The organism is Amycolatopsis sp. NPDC001319 (genome assembly GCF_042896185.1).
GTDB lineage: Bacteria > Actinomycetota > Actinomycetes > Mycobacteriales > Pseudonocardiaceae > Amycolatopsis.
Window position 1 is genome coordinate 803,896 of sequence record NZ_JBIAWY010000004.1, and the last position, 12,416, is coordinate 816,311.

Consider the following 12,416-nt stretch of genomic DNA (forward strand, 5'->3'; position numbering starts at 1 on the left):
ACATGAGCACGGTGCGGATGGCCGCGGTGGCGGCCCCCTTCGACCGCGATGTCGAGAGCGACTTCGCGCGGATCGAGAAGCTGATCGCGGAAGCCAGGGCCGAGGGCGTCGGATTGCTGGCGCTGCCCGAGGCGGCGCTCGGCGGGTACCTCGCGAACCTCGACGGCGACGCGGAGGGACCGCCCGCGCTCGACCCGGCGGGCCCGGAAATCCGCCGGCTGGCCGAGCTGGCGGGCGACCTCGTCGTCACGGCCGGGTACTGCGAGCGCGACGGCGACCGGCGCTACAACTCGGCCGTGTGCGTGACCGGCGACGGCGTGCTGGGGCACCACCGGAAGGTGCACCAGCCGTTGTCGGAGGACGCGAGCTACGGCGCGGGCAGCGGGTTCGCCGCGTTCGACACGCCGGTGGGCCGGCTGGGCATGATGATCTGCTACGACAAGGCGTTTCCGGAGTCGGCGCGGGCGCTGGCCCTGGACGGGGCCGAGGTGGTCGTCTGCATGTCGGCGTGGCCGGGCAGCCGGACCAACCCGAGCGCCGACCTCGCCGAGGACCGCTGGAAGCGCCGCTTCGACCTGTTCGACCGGGCGCGGGCGCTGGAGAACCAGATCGTGTGGGTCTCGGCGAACCAGTCGGGCACCTTCGGTGACCTGCGGTTCGTGGCGAGCGCGAAGATCGTCGACCCGGGTGGTGACGTACTGGCCGACACGGGCGTGGCCGAAGGCCTGGCGATCGCCGAGGTGGACGTCGCCGCCGCGTTGGCGGGCGCGCGGCGCGCGATGGCGCACCTGGCCGACCGCCGGCCCGCCGCGTATGCGGTGGGCGGGTGAATGGGCCGGCTCCGGATCGCCGCGGTGGCCGCGCACTTCGGGCGTGACCTCGAGTTCGACCTGCGGCGCATCGCCACGTTGATCGACCACGCGCGCCAGAGCGGTGCGGACCTGCTGGTGCTGCCCGACGCGGCGCTCGGCGGCTACCTCGCCGACCTGCGCCACCCCGACCCGGACGCGCTGCCGCCGGCGCTCGAACCCGGGTGCCCCGAGCTGAAAACGGTGCAGGCGCTGGCCGCGGAGATGACCGTGTGCGTGGGCTACTGCGAGGCCGACGGCGCGCGCCGCTACAACGCCGCCGTGTGCGTGACGGGCGACGGCGTGCTCGGCCACCACCGGAAGGTGCACCAGCCGCCGGGGGAAAGCGTTGCGTACGACGCGGGGGATTCCTTCGCCGCGTTCGACACCCCGGTCGGGCGCGTCGGGATGCTGATCGACTACGACAAGACGTTCCCGGAGTCGGCGCGCTCGCTCGCGGTGGACGGTGCGGAGATCGTCGCGTGCCTCTCGGCGTGGCCGACAAGCATCACCGACCGGGCGCCGCGGATGGCGCAGGACCGCCAGTCGCGGCTGTTCGACCTGTACGACCAGGCGCGCGCCGCCGAGAACCAGGTCGTGCTCGTGTCGTCCAACCAGACCGGCGCGATGGGCGGCATGCGGTTCCTCGGCCAGGCCAAGGTCGTCGGCCCCGGCGGCGAGATCCTCGCGCGCACCTGGTCGAAGGCGGGCCTCGCGGTGGCCGAGGTCGACGTGGTGGGGGAAGTCGCGAACGCCCGCCGCGTGCTGCACCACCTGGGGGAACGCAAACCTTTCGCGTACCGGGAGGGCTGACGTTGCGCATCGCGTTGCTGAGCTATTCGACGAAACCCCGCGGCGGCGTGGTGCACACGCTGGCGCTGGCCGAGGCACTGGCCGCGCTGGGTGAGGACGTGACCGTGTGGACGCTCGGTCGCGGCGGTGACAGCGGCTTCTTCCGGCCGGTGGACCCGCGGGTGACGACGGCGGTGGTGCCGTTTCCCGACGTGCCGGGTGAGTCGGTGGGCGCGCGGATCGTGCGCTCGATCGAGGTGTTGCGCGCGGCTTTTCCGGCCGGTGCGTACGACATCGTGCACGCGCAGGACTGCATTTCGGCCAACGCCGTGGACCGCTGCGTGCGGACGGTGCATCACCTCGACACGTTCACCACGCCCGAGCTGGCCGCGTGTCACGAGCGGGCGATCACCCGGCCGTTCGCGCACGTGTGCGTGTCGGCGTCGGTGGCCGAGGAGGTGCGTGCGGGCTGGGGGATCGAGGCCACGGTGATCCCCAACGGCGTTGATGCCGCACGGTTTTCTTCGGCGCCGTACGGGGATTGGCGGGAACGGTTCGGCCGGTACGTGCTCGCGGTCGGCGGGATCGAGCCCCGCAAGGGTTCGCTGGATCTGCTGGAGGCCGTCGCGCTGCTCGACCCTCCGGTGCGCTTGGTGATCGCGGGCGGCGAGACGCTCTTCGACTACCGCGACTACCGCGAGCGCTGGGACAAGCGGGCGGCCGAGCTGGGCGTGGATCCGGTGGTGCTGGGGCCGGTTGAGCATGACGTGCTGCCGTCACTGGTGCGTTCGGCGGCGGTTTTCGCCTTTCCTTCGACGAAGGAGGGCTTCGGTCTGGCGGCGATGGAAGCCCTCGCCGCCGGAGTTCCGTTGGTGACGCGGGATCTGCCGGTGTTGCGCGAAGTTTTCGGTGGGGTGGCGCGGTTCGCCTCCACGCCGCACGGCTTCGCGGCCTCGATCCGGGCCGCGCTGGATTCCGGGACGGAAGACCGCGCGGCGGGGGTGGCCTTGGCCGAGCGCCACACGTGGGCGGCTGCGGCGCGGGCGCATCTGCAGCTGTACCGGTCGCTCGTGGGGTAATTGCCTTGCCGGGCGGTCGGTCGGCTGGTCCGATGTGGCCGTGTTCAAGCTGAGGTGGGAACGGCCGCTGCACCAGCGACCCGTGACCGAGGGGTTCGCCGTCGCCGACGCTGACGTTCTGGCGCACGAACGGTCCACTCGCCTCGTCCGCCTCGCGGGCTCCGACGGCACGGTCCGCTGGGACGCACCGCTCGGCACGTGGCCGCACGCCGTTGTCGTGGACGGCCCCGACGTGTTCGCCCTGCCCCAGCTGCCCGGCCGCCTGTTCTGCCTCTCCTGGGCGAATGGCGAACCGCGCTGGACCCGCGACGTCGGGTGGCCTGCGGGCCACGTCGTGGCCTCCCCGAACCTCGTCCTCGTCGGCGGCCGGCGCGGCGACACCCCGCTGCGCGCCCTGGACCGCGCGACGGGGGAGCTGCGGTGGACCCGGTCCGGTGCCGTGGTCGGCGGCCGCACGCTGGACCCCACCTCGTGGCGTACCCACCCGGCACCCGCGGCCGCCGTCCCCCGCCCGACGAGCGGCGAACGCCTGGTCGGCTCGGTCGCGGTGGCCGACGGCCTGGTGACGCTCGACAACGCAGGCCACCTCGAACGCTGGGCCTCCGACGGCACCCGTCTCACGCGGACCCGTGTGGCCGGCCGGGCCGTGGGGCTGCACATGCTCGGCCCGGGCCGAATCGTCGTGGCAGGAAAGGGAACCGTCGCGGTCTACGACGTCGGCTGAGGAGTCCGGACGCCGTTTTCGGTCACCACGGCCGTGATGAGTGCGGCGGGAGTCACGTCGAAGGCCGGGTTGAAGACCTCGGCGCCGTCGGGGGCGATTCGGACGTCACCGAACCGGGTGAGCTCCGAAGGCCGGCGTTCCTCGATCTCGATGTCCGCGCCCGTGGCGATCGAGGCGTCCACAGTGGACTCCGGAGCGACGACGACGAACGGCACGCCGTGGTGGGCGGCGGCGATCGCGAGGCCGTAGGTGCCGATCTTGTTGGCGACGTCACCGTTCGCGGCGATGCGGTCGGCGCCCACGAGGACGCAGTCGACGAGGCCGCGGGACATGGCGAGAGCGGCGGCACTGTCAGGCTGGACGCGGTAGGGCACGCCGGCCTGGGCGAGCTCCCACGCGGTGAGGCGGGAGCCCTGCAGCAGGGGCCGGGTTTCGTCGACCAGCACGGACTCGACGAGGCCCCGCTCGTGCAGGTGCCAGACGACGCCGAGCGCCGTGCCCCACCCGACGGTGGCGAGGTGGCCCGCGTTGCAGTGGCTCAGCAGCCGCAGCGGGCGGCGGGTGGTCTCGCGCAGCACGACGTCCGCCGCGTGGCCCGAGGCGGTGCGGTTGAGGTGCTCGTCCTCGTCGAGCATCGCGAGCGCCTCGGCGAGGACGGCTTCGGGGCCTTCGCCGAGCTTGCCGAGGGCGCGGGTGACGCCCCAGCGGAGGTTGACGGCCGTCGGGCGGGCGGTCGCGAGGCGTTCGGCTTCGGCTTGCACGTTGTCGCCGGCGAACGCCGCCAGCGCGACACCAAGCGCCCCCGCGGCACCCAGCGCGGGAGCGCCCCGCACGGCGAGCCGCTGGATCGCGTCGACGAGGTCGTCGACCGTCCGCAGCTCCAGCGTCCGGTACGCGCCCGGCAGCGCGACCTGGTCGATGATCACGACGGCGCCGTCGGCCCAGTCCACGGTCCTGCGCATCTGCCCTCCCGAGCCCCGAAAATCGCTGGCCGGCCGCGCGGCGGGTGCACCACCATGCGGCCCCGTGACCATTCAACGGCAGAACCCGCCCGCCCTGCACGCGACGCCCGGCTACCACCACGTGACCACCGTCTCGGGCCGCACGACCGTGCACCTCGCCGGCCAGTGCCCGCTCGGGCTGGACGGCGCCGTGGTCGACGGTGACGTGCTCGCGCAGGTGGACCAGGTCGTCGCCAACACCGCCACGGCGCTCGCGGCCGCCGGCGCGGTGGCCGACGACGTGGTCCGTACGGTGATTTACGTGGCCACGGCCGACCGCGCCGTGCTCTCCGCCGTGTGGGACCGGTTCACCGGCTCGGCGATCCGGCCGGCGTTCAGCACCGCGAGCACGCTGCTGGGCGTGACGTGCCTGGGTTATCCGGGCCAGCTGGTGGAGCTGGACGTCACCGCCGCCGTGTCATAGGCCCGCCATCAGGTCCGTTTCCGTGATGCCGGGTCCGTGGCCCTCGCGGATGAACCACTCGACGCCGAACGCGTGGCCGAACGCCTCGTCGGGCATCGCGAGGAACCACGACTCCTCGCTGATCTGGCTCGGGTGCGCCCGCATGGCCGCGCGCTTCGCCGCGAGGTACGGCTTGACGTCGACCGCCGCCGTGATCTCCGCCTCGGGCTTGCCGAGCTTCTCCTGCGCGTCGACGTCCGGCACCTCCTCGCGCGGCATCGCCCCCATCTCCACGGCCAGCTCCAGCCCGCGGCGCATGTGGTCGCGGTTCGTGGTGGCCTGGTAGACCCGCGGCGTGCCCGCCAGCTCGGCGGCCCGCACGCCGACGCGGTGGACCTGGATGTGGTCGGGGTGGCCGTAGTTGCCGTAGTCGTCGTACACCGTGAGGACCTCGGCTTCTTCCTCACGCAGGATCTCGGCCAGCCGCTGGGCCGCCTCCTCGACCGACGCCCGCCAGAACGCGCCCGGCTCGTCGTTGGTCGGCTCGCCCATCATCCCGGAGTCGCGGTAGCCCAGGAACTCCACGCGCTTGACGCCGAGCACTTCGGCCGCCGCGTGGGTCTCGCGCACGCGGCGCTCCCACAGCTGCTCGCCGTCCGCGAGGAACCCGTCGGGCACCTCGCCCACCTCACCTCGCGTCGCGACCACCAGCACCACGCGGTGCCCGTCGTCGGCGGCCTTGCGCATCACGCCCCCGGTCACGATGCACTCGTCGTCGGGGTGGGCGTGGAACGTCACCATTGTTGCCATGTCATCGAACTTACCCGGGGGGACCGACAAAAGCCGAAGGTTCGCTCACGGCCGGACCTCGCCCGGGTAGGGGAGCCAGCGATAGCCGGGGGAGAACTCGCCGAACTCCGCCGGGGCGCCTTCCTGCCGCCAGAGGTCGTCGTCGACCACGAGCCCGGGAAACCGCCGCAGGTCCTCACCCCGCAGCTCCGCGAACGTCCGGAACAGGTCGGTCTCGACGCCGGCCAGGGCGAAACGGCACACGGGCGGGGCGGTCCGGAGCCGGTCGTAGAGCGCGTGCCCGGCCGCGGTCATGGCCTCCGCCTCGGCCGCGGACTTGGCGCCAGACCGGCTCAACCCCTCGGGAAGCACGCCGCACCACCAGTCGTCGCCGTCCGGGAAGACCCGCGTCGGCCAGTCGGCGAAATGGCGCGCGAGGGCCTGGGCGCGGTCCTCGTGGGGGCCGCATTCGGCGTTCAGGGCGTAGACCCAGGCCATTGGTTCACGACCTCATCTCTGCAGGCTCTGTTCCTGGTCCATGTGCGACAGCTTCTCCGGGTTCCGCACCGCGTAGATGCCGGTGACGAGCCCGTCGTCGATGCGCAGGGCCAGGACGGTGTCGAGGGCGCCGTCGAAGTGGACGGTGAGGGCGGGGTGGCCGTTGACCTGCGTGGGCAGGCGGGTGGCCGTGGCGAGGTGGCCCAGGCCGGCGCCCAGGATGCGCGCGACGCGTTCGGCGCCGACGACGGGCTTGAGGACGGCCTGCTTGACGCCGCCGCCGTCGCCGAGGAAGACGACGTCCGGGGAGAGGATGTCGAGCAGGTGCTGCAGGTCGCCGGTTTCGATGGCGTGCTGGAAGGCGTCGAGGGCGTCGCGGGTGGCGGTGCGCGAGACGGGCCCGCGCGGCCGGCGCGCGGCCACGTGCTCCCGCGCCCGGTGCGCGATCTGCCGCACGGCGGCGCCGCTCTTGCCGACGGCGTCGGCGATCTCGCCGTAGCCCAGGTCGAACACCTCGCGCAGCACGAACACCGCGCGTTCGGTCGGCGTGAGCGTCTCCAGCACGAGCAGCATGGCCATCGACACGCTGTCGGCGAGCTCCACGTCCTCGGCGACGTCCGGCGCCGTCAGCAGCGGCTCCGGCAGCCACGGCCCGACGTAGGACTCCTTGCGGCGCCCGAGCGTCCGCAGCCGGCCCAGGGCCTGGCGCGTGGTGATGCGCACGAGGTACGCGCGGTGGTTCTGCACCCCGTCGAAGTCGACGTCGACCCAGCGCAGCCAGGTCTCCTGCAGCACGTCCTCCGCGTCGGCGGCCGAGCCGAGCATCTCGTAGGCGATGGTGAACAGCAGGTTGCGGTGCGTGAGGAACAGCTCCGTGCTGCGGTCGGCCATGCGCTTCCCCCTTCGGTTTCGACAGTGTCCCCCACCAGATGCCGCCCGGTTGTGTTTCGTGACATGTCACAACGGCCGGGTCGCCGGCATCTGGTGGGCATCAGTTCGCGAAACGACGAGTGAGGACGACCCCATGACCCGCATGAACCCGATGGACACCGAGATCGGCGGCAAGTTCGCCAAGCGCTTCGCCGGTGTCAGCTCGCTGCTCGACCGCTCGCCGCTGCCCCGCGAGGTCCAGGAGCTGGTCAAGATCCGCGCCAGCCAGATCAACGGCTGCGGCTTCTGCCTCGACATGCACACCAAGGACGCCGTCGCGGCCGGCGAAACCCCCGTGCGCCTCGCCCTCGTCGCGGCCTGGCGCGAAACCACGGTCTACACCGACGCCGAACGCGCGGCCCTCGCGCTCACCGAGGAGGCCACCCGCCTCGCCGACTCCACCGGCCTCTCGGACGACACGTGGGCCCACGCCCGCAAGCACTTCGACGACGAGCAGCTCGCCGCGCTGGTGTGCCTCGTCGGGCTGATCAACGCGGCCAACCGGATGAACGTCATCGTGGGCATGCCGGGAGGGTCGTACGAGGCGGGAATGTTCGCGGATTTCGTGGAGCAGTGACCGGGTGCTTGGCTCGGGGTTCGGCCCCGGGCCGGGTGGGTCGTTGTCCCGGTGCGGCAACGAATCCAGCACTTCGCTGACGGGTTACTCCGCGGCCGACCCCAGCCGCGGATGGGTGAGCGCGTCGAAGAGCGTGGTCAGCCGGATCCGCAGCGCCGGTTCGGGCTGCCCGGTGATGGTCACGACGACGTGGTCGGCTTCGTCGGTCTCGATCCGCGCCGTCAGGGGAGCCTTGCCGACGAGCGGGTATTCCACTGCGCCCTCTTGGTCGAGGGCCGTGGAGATCGCCAGCCAGTCGGAGTCGTCGAACTCGTAGCCGACGTAGCCGCTGGTCAGCTCGAGGAACGACCGGAGACGCCCGGGTACGAGCCAGCCGGACGCCAGGTCCACTGTGGTCCGCGCGGGTTGCGAGGGGAAGTACGCCGGGCGAATTCCGTGCTCGGCCATCGCCGTCTCGTACGCGCCCAAGATTCCTTCGAGTTCCTCGGCCAGGTCTTGGGCGTGTTCGTGCGCTTCGGGTACCCCTTTCGCTTCGGCCGCCAGCTCGCGGAGCTCGGCCACGAGGATGGAGAACGAGTCGCCCGCGATGTGGATTCCGGGGAACGACCGTCCGGGCAACCGCAGGACTGTGTAGTTGCCCTGGCGCGAAAGCAGCTCGACCTCGAGTGGCGTCATCCGGCCATTGTGGTCAGTCGGCGAGTTCACCGTCCATCGATTTGCCCGCCAGGGCAACGATCTGCGGCTCGACGTCAGGTGTCTCGCGCGCCGGGAAGTCTGCGTCGGCACTTGCTCTCCCAAGATCCTCTGCAGACTCCGACCGCGCCATCGCGTACAGCCGATAACGGCACATCACCGCACCTCGGCCGACGCGGTGGTTTCCCACGCGAAACCGTCCGGGTCCGTGAAGGCTTCCGCTCCGCCGGTCACCGCGATGCGGTGCGAGCCGGTCCCGGCGGGGGCCACGCCGGCGTCCTTCGCCAGGGCGCGGCGGCGGTACAGGGCGAGCTTCACCGGGCCGGTCTCGAACTCCACGTACATGCGCCCGAAGCTCTTGCCCACGGTCAACCCGCGCGAGGCGTAGAACTTCTTGCTCGCCACCACATCGTCGACGCCGAGCAGCAACACGATGGCGTCGAACTCCCGCGAGGCGGGGCCGGTGTCCTTCTTGGCGGACGTCGCGACCTTCCAGATCGTGCCGTCGGGGGTCTGGACGACGCCGCCGTAGCCCCACATCGATTTGGCGGGCGCCTTGAGCGTCGTGGCGCCGGCGGTGAGGGCCGACGAGATGAGGGCGTCGACGTTGGCGGGCTGGGAAACCGTCAGCGAGAGGGTGAAGCCGCGGAAGCCGTCGGACGGTTCTTGCGACGCCCGCACCCGCAGGCGGGAGCCGAGCCCGAAGGCGTCGGCGTAGAAGCGTTCGGCGGCGGTGGGATCGGTCACTTCGAGGGTGATCGTGTCGATTGAGGTCATGTCCGGAACGGTAGGCGCGCACCCGTGACCAGTGCTTCTCCATTCCTGCTCGGTATTTCCGCGTGGCTGCCTCCTGCCACGCTTCTTTGACTGACCGCCGCCGTCCGGTAGATTTTCGACCATGGGTGGCGGAGGGGGCGCACGCTCAGCTCGAGCGCGGCCGCGCGGCACATGACCAGGCAACTCACCGAAACGACCAACGTCGATCCACCGCCGCCGCGCGAGTCGATCCGGGCGCTGCTGCGGCGGCGCCGCCGGGGTGTCGGCCGGTTCCGGGGCATCCAGTACTGGCTGCGGGTGCGGGGCTACTACTTCCTCGCCGCGTTCGCGGGCCTGTTCGTGGTCAACGCCGTGGTCATCGGGGGCCGGGTCGCCTACGACGTGACCGTGCAGATCGACTCGCCGTGGGACACCTCGAGCCCCGCGCTCGCTCTGCCGCTGTCGCTCGCCGGCTGGCTCGTGGTGACCGGGTTCGCGGGTGCCGTCGCGGGTTACGTGGTGACCGAGGTGACGGACAACCGCAACATCGGGCGGATGCGCGGCCGCGGCAACGCGCGCCGCATCGCGCTCATCCCGCTGCTCGACCGCCTGCAGTACCGGCGGCACGGGTTCGAGGTGCCGCACTACTTCGGCATCCGGTTCGCCCTGCGCCACGACGGGGATTGGGCCCGCGCGCAGGACCACTGGGAGATCATCGTCGAGAAGTTCCTCAACGCCGCGGAGTCCGATCGCACGCACGGGCCGCGGCAGGCGATGTGGCAGGCCGTGCTGGAGGCCTCCTACGTGCTCGACGGAATGTCCGGAAAGTGCCCGGTGTGCGAGGAGGCCGCGGTGAAAGCGGAGGGAAAAACCGATGCCCGCCCATGACCCGCAGCCGCCGCAGACCGTCGACGAGATCGCCCGGAGCCTGTACCGGACGGCCTACCCGGAGATGACCGACGATCCCGACTGGGTCGAGGAGCAGGTGTCGGTGGCCGTCGAGCGGATCAGCCGCGCGGAGCAGGCCGACCCCTCGACGTCGCCCGGCGCCCGCCGGCTGGACAACGCGGTGATCAACCGCGCCGCGCCGAAGCCGAGCCGGGGGCCGCGCATCGCCGCCGCGGTGGTTTTGGCCGTGGTGGTGTTCGTGGCCGTCGTCCTCGGGATCACGCAGCGGCAATGGGTTGCCGAGACCGCGATCAGCAGCGACGGCATCCTCGGCCTGTCCATCGCGGCGGTGGTGGCCGCGCTGGCCACGAGCGTGAGCTACGTGCGGGTGCGCCGGCGGAAGATCCTGTCGTGCCGGGTGCGGATCGACGCGCCGTTCGGCGTCGACATCGGCGAAACCGTGCGCCTGGAAGGCGAACACGCGGCGGTGAGCGACCCGGGTGTGGTCGTGGTGCGGGTGAAGAACACCGGCGGCTCGACGATCGCGGCGGAGGACTACGTGTCCCCGCTCGCCCTGCACTTCCCGGGGCGGCAGGTGATCTCCGTCGACGCCACCGAGTTCGAGCCCGCCGAGCTGCAGCGGGTGATCAGCAAGCTGCCCGGGTTCACGATCGACGAAGACCGGGTGCAGCTGCCGGAAGTCCTGCTCGAACGGGAAGCGTCGTACAAGCTCGTGATCGTGCTCTCCGGGACGATTCCGGGGGAGAAGCACCAGATCGCCGTCGAAGGCGTCCTGCGCGACGGCCGGATCACCACCCGCGAGGGCAAGGAAAAGGTCGGTCCGGGCACGCTCGCTTGGGGCGGCCTGACGGCGATCTGCGCCGGCGCGCTCGCGGTGGTGCTGCTGCTCAACAATGTCGCGCCGTTCACCAAGCTGCCGCGGGGCGTGGCGTGCGAGGCGGGCTCGCTGAGCGTGGAGGGGTCCAGCGCGTTCGGCCGGGCCGCGACGGAGCTGGCCGGCTCGTACGAGGCGTACTGCCCGGGGTCGGCCGTGAAGGTCGGCACGCCCGGCAGCGTCGAAGGCCTGCAGCGCCTGCACGACGGCACCATCGACCTCGCCCTGTCCGACGGCAAGTTCGACGAGCCCGACTTCACCCGGTTCGTGCCGCAGAAGCTCGCGATCGTCCCGTTCACGTTGGTGGCGAGCAAAAACGTGCCCGTCGACAGCCTGTCGGTCGCCGACGTGCGGAAGATCTTCACCGGCGGCGCCCGCGTCTGGAGCGACATCACCGGCAACCCGCGCGACACGGGCGTGATCCGCGTTGCGGGCCGCTCCACTTCGTCCGGCACGCGCCGCACACTGGAGAAGTACCTCCTCGGCACACCCTCCGCGCCGACCGGCCAGGCCCCTGCCACGTCCGACTCCTGCCGCGACCTGCGCCCCGGCCTCGCGGCCTCGTCGCCGATCATCTGCGAACAAGGCTCGACCGGTGACCTCATCGACCGCATCGCCACCCTCGGCGACGCCATCGGCTACGCGGACGTCTCCGACGTCGCCCAGTCGACCGCCGTGAAGAAGATCAGCCTCGACGGCCGCGACGCCACCCTCGACGACATCCGCGGCGGCTATCCCTTTTGGACGGTCGAGTACGTGTTCAGCCGCGGTCCCTTGGAATCGGGCTCCCTGGCGGCCGCCTTCCGCGACTACCTGCTGACGCCCGAGGCCCGCAACGCGATGGCGGGCTTCGAGTACTACGCGTGCGCGGCGGGGGAGCAGGACCTGTGCAGCCAGCGGTGACGCGGGGTTTCGCGCTGCGCCGGCATGATCGGAACTGACGCCATACGCTTGAACTGTGGTCGACTGGCGCAACACCACCCACGACTGGGCCGGCACGGTGGACACCGCACATCTCGACGCCATCCGCTCGGAGCCGGCCGAGTTCGCCCCGGGCGGTGCGCGGCATCTGGTGCTTGAGGTCTTGGCCTACGCCGCGGAGGAGGCAGAGGCCCGCGGCGGCGGGATCGCCGTGGTCACCGGGCACGCAGATGGTTCGATCTCTGTAGCCGACGACGGCCGCGGCACCGACACGCGCGTCGACAAAGCCGGGCGAACAGTCAAGAAGCCGGTCATGGCCACCAAGGACCTGCGGTTCTTCGACCACCCGGCGGCCGCCACTCTGCCCGACGGGCATCCGCGCCGGGGCATGTCGGTGGTGGCAGCGCTGAGCGAATGGCTCGAGCACGTGAACCGCCGCGCGAACGGATCGTGGAGGCAGCGCTACGAGCACGGCGTCCCCACGACCGATCTGACCCCGATCCGCGATGACGGCACCACCGGCACCACCGTCCACTTCCTTCCGACGCTGCGCGGTCCGGTGGACTTCAGGGGGCTGGACTTCGGACCGCAGTTGACCTTGGTCCTCCGCTGATCGGTCGGC

General features: G+C 71.6%; 15 protein-coding genes. 9 read left to right on the forward strand and 6 right to left on the reverse strand.

What is annotated here, in order from left to right; all coding sequences use genetic code 11:
• Positions 1 to 2: 2 nt before the first annotated feature.
• The 4 genes from ACFY1H_RS18640 to ACFY1H_RS18655 are packed head-to-tail and all read left to right on the forward strand — an operon-like array spanning position 3 to position 3,443.
• The gene (locus ACFY1H_RS18640) at positions 3 to 830 is read left to right on the forward strand and encodes a carbon-nitrogen hydrolase family protein (RefSeq protein ID WP_366582820.1); all 828 of its coding nucleotides are present in this window, start codon (positions 3 to 5) and stop codon (positions 828 to 830) included.
• Positions 831 to 1,661 (forward strand): carbon-nitrogen hydrolase family protein, encoded by an 831-nt coding sequence (locus tag ACFY1H_RS18645; protein ID WP_386947750.1) that lies wholly within the window; start codon positions 831 to 833, stop codon positions 1,659 to 1,661.
• Positions 1,662 to 1,663: 2 nt separating this feature from the next.
• Positions 1,664 to 2,719: an MSMEG_0565 family glycosyltransferase gene (locus tag ACFY1H_RS18650; RefSeq protein WP_386947752.1), complete on the forward strand. Its 1,056-nt coding sequence runs from the start codon at positions 1,664 to 1,666 to the stop codon at positions 2,717 to 2,719.
• A 40-nt stretch (positions 2,720 to 2,759) separates the two neighbouring features.
• The gene (locus ACFY1H_RS18655; protein ID WP_386947754.1) at positions 2,760 to 3,443 is read left to right on the forward strand and encodes a PQQ-binding-like beta-propeller repeat protein; all 684 of its coding nucleotides are present in this window, start codon (positions 2,760 to 2,762) and stop codon (positions 3,441 to 3,443) included.
• Here ACFY1H_RS18655 and mtnA read toward each other — a convergent pair.
• Entirely contained in the window at positions 3,428 to 4,405 is a 978-nt protein-coding gene (gene mtnA, locus ACFY1H_RS18660) for an S-methyl-5-thioribose-1-phosphate isomerase (protein WP_386947756.1), read from the reverse strand. The genes ACFY1H_RS18655 and mtnA overlap by 16 nt on opposite strands.
• Positions 4,406 to 4,469: 64 nt before the next feature.
• Between mtnA and ACFY1H_RS18665 the strand changes: the two genes are divergently transcribed.
• Positions 4,470 to 4,868: a RidA family protein gene (locus ACFY1H_RS18665; RefSeq protein WP_386947758.1), complete on the forward strand. Its 399-nt coding sequence runs from the start codon at positions 4,470 to 4,472 to the stop codon at positions 4,866 to 4,868.
• On the opposite strand, the gene ACFY1H_RS18670 is transcribed toward ACFY1H_RS18665, so the two are convergent.
• The 3 genes from ACFY1H_RS18670 to ACFY1H_RS18680 are packed head-to-tail and all read right to left on the reverse strand — an operon-like array spanning position 4,863 to position 7,025.
• The gene (locus tag ACFY1H_RS18670) at positions 4,863 to 5,657 is read right to left on the reverse strand and encodes a PIG-L family deacetylase (RefSeq protein WP_386947760.1); all 795 of its coding nucleotides are present in this window, start codon (positions 5,655 to 5,657) and stop codon (positions 4,863 to 4,865) included. The genes ACFY1H_RS18665 and ACFY1H_RS18670 overlap by 6 nt on opposite strands.
• A 45-nt stretch (positions 5,658 to 5,702) precedes the next feature.
• Entirely contained in the window at positions 5,703 to 6,134 is a 432-nt protein-coding gene (locus tag ACFY1H_RS18675; protein ID WP_366582813.1) for a hypothetical protein, read from the reverse strand.
• 12 nt (positions 6,135 to 6,146) lie between these two features.
• Complete coding sequence (locus ACFY1H_RS18680; protein ID WP_366582812.1) at positions 6,147 to 7,025, reverse strand: RNA polymerase sigma-70 factor; 879 nt, start codon at positions 7,023 to 7,025, stop codon at positions 6,147 to 6,149.
• 142 nt (positions 7,026 to 7,167) lie between these two features.
• Between ACFY1H_RS18680 and ACFY1H_RS18685 the strand changes: the two genes are divergently transcribed.
• Positions 7,168 to 7,641, forward strand: a complete 474-nt coding sequence (locus ACFY1H_RS18685) for a carboxymuconolactone decarboxylase family protein (protein ID WP_386947940.1) — start codon at positions 7,168 to 7,170, stop codon at positions 7,639 to 7,641.
• Positions 7,642 to 7,725: 84 nt separating this feature from the next.
• On the opposite strand, the gene ACFY1H_RS18690 is transcribed toward ACFY1H_RS18685, so the two are convergent.
• Complete coding sequence (locus ACFY1H_RS18690; RefSeq protein ID WP_386947762.1) at positions 7,726 to 8,316, reverse strand: DUF6959 family protein; 591 nt, start codon at positions 8,314 to 8,316, stop codon at positions 7,726 to 7,728.
• Between the two features lie 174 nt (positions 8,317 to 8,490).
• Positions 8,491 to 9,111 carry a glyoxalase gene (locus ACFY1H_RS18695; RefSeq protein ID WP_386947763.1) on the reverse strand — a complete coding sequence of 207 codons (621 nt, stop codon included), beginning with the start codon at positions 9,109 to 9,111 and terminating at the stop codon, positions 8,491 to 8,493.
• Between the two features lie 171 nt (positions 9,112 to 9,282).
• Between ACFY1H_RS18695 and ACFY1H_RS18700 the strand changes: the two genes are divergently transcribed.
• Genes ACFY1H_RS18700 through ACFY1H_RS18710 form a run of 3 tightly spaced genes read left to right on the forward strand, consistent with a single transcriptional unit; the run spans position 9,283 to position 12,407 of the window.
• Positions 9,283 to 9,978 carry a DUF6313 family protein gene (locus ACFY1H_RS18700; protein ID WP_386947765.1) on the forward strand — a complete coding sequence of 232 codons (696 nt, stop codon included), beginning with the start codon at positions 9,283 to 9,285 and terminating at the stop codon, positions 9,976 to 9,978.
• The gene (locus ACFY1H_RS18705) at positions 9,965 to 11,776 is read left to right on the forward strand and encodes a PstS family phosphate ABC transporter substrate-binding protein (protein WP_386947767.1); all 1,812 of its coding nucleotides are present in this window, start codon (positions 9,965 to 9,967) and stop codon (positions 11,774 to 11,776) included. Before ACFY1H_RS18700 ends, ACFY1H_RS18705 begins: the two co-directional genes overlap by 14 nt.
• A 55-nt stretch (positions 11,777 to 11,831) precedes the next feature.
• Positions 11,832 to 12,407, forward strand: coding sequence for an ATP-binding protein (locus ACFY1H_RS18710; protein WP_386947769.1), 576 nt, complete (start codon positions 11,832 to 11,834; stop codon positions 12,405 to 12,407).
• Positions 12,408 to 12,416 lie beyond the last annotated feature (9 nt).

Bases quoted from the DNA above. Each gene is read 5' to 3' on its own strand.
- ACFY1H_RS18640 (WP_366582820.1), top strand. From the start codon at position 3: ATGAGCACGGTGCGGATGGCCGCGGTGGCGGCCCCCTTCGACCGCGAT.
- ACFY1H_RS18645 (WP_386947750.1), top strand. From the start codon at position 831: ATGGGCCGGCTCCGGATCGCCGCGGTGGCCGCGCACTTCGGGCGTGAC.
- mtnA (WP_386947756.1), bottom strand. From the start codon at position 4,405: ATGCGCAGGACCGTGGACTGGGCCGACGGCGCCGTCGTGATCATCGAC.
- ACFY1H_RS18670 (WP_386947760.1), bottom strand. From the start codon at position 5,657: ATGGCAACAATGGTGACGTTCCACGCCCACCCCGACGACGAGTGCATC.
- ACFY1H_RS18675 (WP_366582813.1), bottom strand. From the start codon at position 6,134: ATGGCCTGGGTCTACGCCCTGAACGCCGAATGCGGCCCCCACGAGGAC.
- ACFY1H_RS18680 (WP_366582812.1), bottom strand. From the start codon at position 7,025: ATGGCCGACCGCAGCACGGAGCTGTTCCTCACGCACCGCAACCTGCTG.
- ACFY1H_RS18685 (WP_386947940.1), top strand. From the start codon at position 7,168: ATGAACCCGATGGACACCGAGATCGGCGGCAAGTTCGCCAAGCGCTTC.
- ACFY1H_RS18690 (WP_386947762.1), bottom strand. From the start codon at position 8,316: ATGACGCCACTCGAGGTCGAGCTGCTTTCGCGCCAGGGCAACTACACA.
- ACFY1H_RS18695 (WP_386947763.1), bottom strand. From the start codon at position 9,111: ATGACCTCAATCGACACGATCACCCTCGAAGTGACCGATCCCACCGCC.
- ACFY1H_RS18700 (WP_386947765.1), top strand. From the start codon at position 9,283: ATGACCAGGCAACTCACCGAAACGACCAACGTCGATCCACCGCCGCCG.
- ACFY1H_RS18705 (WP_386947767.1), top strand. From the start codon at position 9,965: ATGCCCGCCCATGACCCGCAGCCGCCGCAGACCGTCGACGAGATCGCC.